Origin of the sequence: Dialister sp. (assembly GCF_036343215.1) — a bacterium.
In the GTDB taxonomy this organism is placed as follows: Bacteria; Bacillota; Negativicutes; order Veillonellales; family Dialisteraceae; genus Dialister.
Map to the genome: position 1 here is coordinate 1 of NZ_JAZASU010000170.1, position 2,291 is coordinate 2,291.

Here is a 2,291-nt window from a genome sequence, read left to right on the forward strand (position 1 = left end):
GCCTGCGAGGAGTTCGGAGCGAAATTCTTCGCTAACGGGGCTTCTCCCAGCGGTGTCCTAGAGCATCCGGGGACCATCAAGGACCCTCAGAGAGTCCGGGAAGCCTGGCAGTCCCAGTTTGGGGGAAGCAGCAATGCCGGGAAAGTGGCCGTATTGGAAGAAGGCATGAAGTATTCTCCCATCGGAATCTCTCCGGATCAGGCACAGTTCCTGGAAACCCGGAAGTTCCAGATTGACGAGATTGCCCGGATCTTCCGGGTGCCCCCTCATATGATCGGAGACCTGGAGAAATCTACCTTCTCCAACATCGAGCAGCAGTCCCTGGAGTTTGTGAAATACACTCTGGGTCCCTGGGTGTCCCGGTGGGAACAGGCCATGAGCCAGTCTCTCCTTACTCCGGAAGAACGGACCCGGTATGAGATCCACTTCAACGTGGACGGGCTGCTCCGGGGCGACTACGAAAGCCGAATGAACGGCTATGCCGTAGGAAGGCAGAACGGGTGGCTCTCCGCCAATGATATCCGGGAACTGGAGAACATGAACCGGATTCCGGAAGAAGAAGGCGGGGACCTGTACCTGATCAACGGGAACATGACGAAACTAAAGGATGCCGGGCTGTTTGCAGGTAAAACAACAGAAAGTTGAGTTTCCAAAGCAGCCTCTATATAATAGAATTATCTTAAAATTGTATGGAGGCGGGTTTATGAAATGGTGGAGAAAAGGAATCGTGTGTCTTTTGGTTTGTCTGGTAATGATGGGGTTCAGCTCCGCAGCCATGGCTGAATATGATCCAACTCCTAGAATTCTTTCGAAGCTCCAGGGGCAATGGTATGACCAAGAGGGGAATGTGGTCCTCGATTTCCAGGGAAACACGGTGAACGGGTGTGCAATCGTAGGTGTGTACCACCTTGCAGGAGGTGATACGGACTTCAGCGGTATCATCCGTATTGTGGAAGCAGAAGGATACCGGGATATGCCTGTGATTTGCGAAAACATGTATTCGGCCAGCTATCACTCTCATATTATTTTAAACGGGGACAATCATGACATCGGCAAGGGAACGCTGCTGATGAGGACTGTAGAGCCGCGATATTATGAGTCGGTTGGCGGAATTGGCCTTGATATGACGGAGGATGCCGTGCGTGCCAAATACGGCAGCCCTGACAGAATGGAACAGAAGAGAAGCAGTACGATATGGATCTACCAGAAATTGGGATTGGAACTGACCATGTGTCAACAGCGGGTCTGGAATATCAAAATTTATCAGTACGGCGACCGGCATTTTGACCGGACTGGATTTAACTGTGCAAATCTGCCCTATGAATTTCAGTCGGCTTATGGCTTCCAGACAGCACCGAAGCCAGGGCAATTCGGAGCTTTTGGCATAGGCCACGGGGAATACCTGTGGTTCAATGATTATCCGAACAGCATAAGTCTGAATACGGATTGGAATTAAGTATAATTTTTTAAACAGCACCTTAGCGGAGCAATCTGCCGGGTGCTTTTCTTATGCCTGAAAGGAGAAAACCCATGAAACGTAAATTTTGGAACTGGGTGAAGAATGAAGGGGAAGAAACCCGCACCCTGTACCTTTCCGGAGAAATCTCTGATGAAACCTGGTTCGGGGACGAAGTGACCCCGAAGCTTTTCAAGGACGAGCTGATGGCCGGCAGCGGAGACATTACCCTCTGGATCAATTCCCCCGGGGGTGATGTGTTTGCAGCTGCCCAGATCTACAACATGCTGATGGACTATCCGGGCCATGTGACCGTGAAGATCGACGGCCTGGCTGCCTCTGCCGCCAGTGTCATTGCCATGGCCGGAAGTCAGGTGGAAATGTCCCCTGTGGCCATGATGATGATCCATAACCCCATCACCGTAGCTATCGGGGACAGCAAGGAAATGCAGAAGGCCATGGATATGCTGGCCGAAGTGAAGGAAAGCATCGTAAACGCTTATGAAATCAAGACCGGCATGTCCCGGAACAAAATCTCTAAATTGATGGACGCCGAGTCTTGGTTCAACGCCAAGAAGGCCGTGGAACTAGGGTTTGCGGATGCCATTCTTTATACCGAAGAGAATAAAGAAGGAGATCCGGACGTAGATGCCATGCTGTTTAGTCGGGCAGCCGTTACTAATTCTCTTTTGACTAAACTGTCCATCACTAAAAATAAAAAGGAACCGAAAGAACCTGTATCCCAAAAGGTCCCCGCGGACAAACTCATGAAGCGGCTGGGCCTTCTTGTGCATTAAGGAGGAATTTCCATGAATCAGATCCTGAAACTGAGAGA

General features: G+C 50.6%; 3 protein-coding genes. All 3 read left to right on the forward strand.

Annotated features, from left to right (window positions below; translation table 11 throughout):
* The coding region (locus tag VZT47_RS10110) for a phage portal protein (RefSeq protein WP_330224835.1) at window positions 1-645 on the forward strand (645 nt) is incomplete at its 5' end.
* A gap of 58 nt (window positions 646-703) precedes the next feature.
* Window positions 704-1,456: a hypothetical protein gene (locus VZT47_RS10115; RefSeq protein WP_330224836.1), complete on the forward strand. Its 753-nt coding sequence runs from the start codon at window positions 704-706 to the stop codon at window positions 1,454-1,456.
* 74 nt (window positions 1,457-1,530) lie between these two features.
* Window positions 1,531-2,253, forward strand: a complete 723-nt coding sequence (locus tag VZT47_RS10120; protein WP_330224837.1) for a head maturation protease, ClpP-related — start codon at window positions 1,531-1,533, stop codon at window positions 2,251-2,253.
* The last annotated feature ends 38 nt before the right edge of the window (window positions 2,254-2,291 follow it).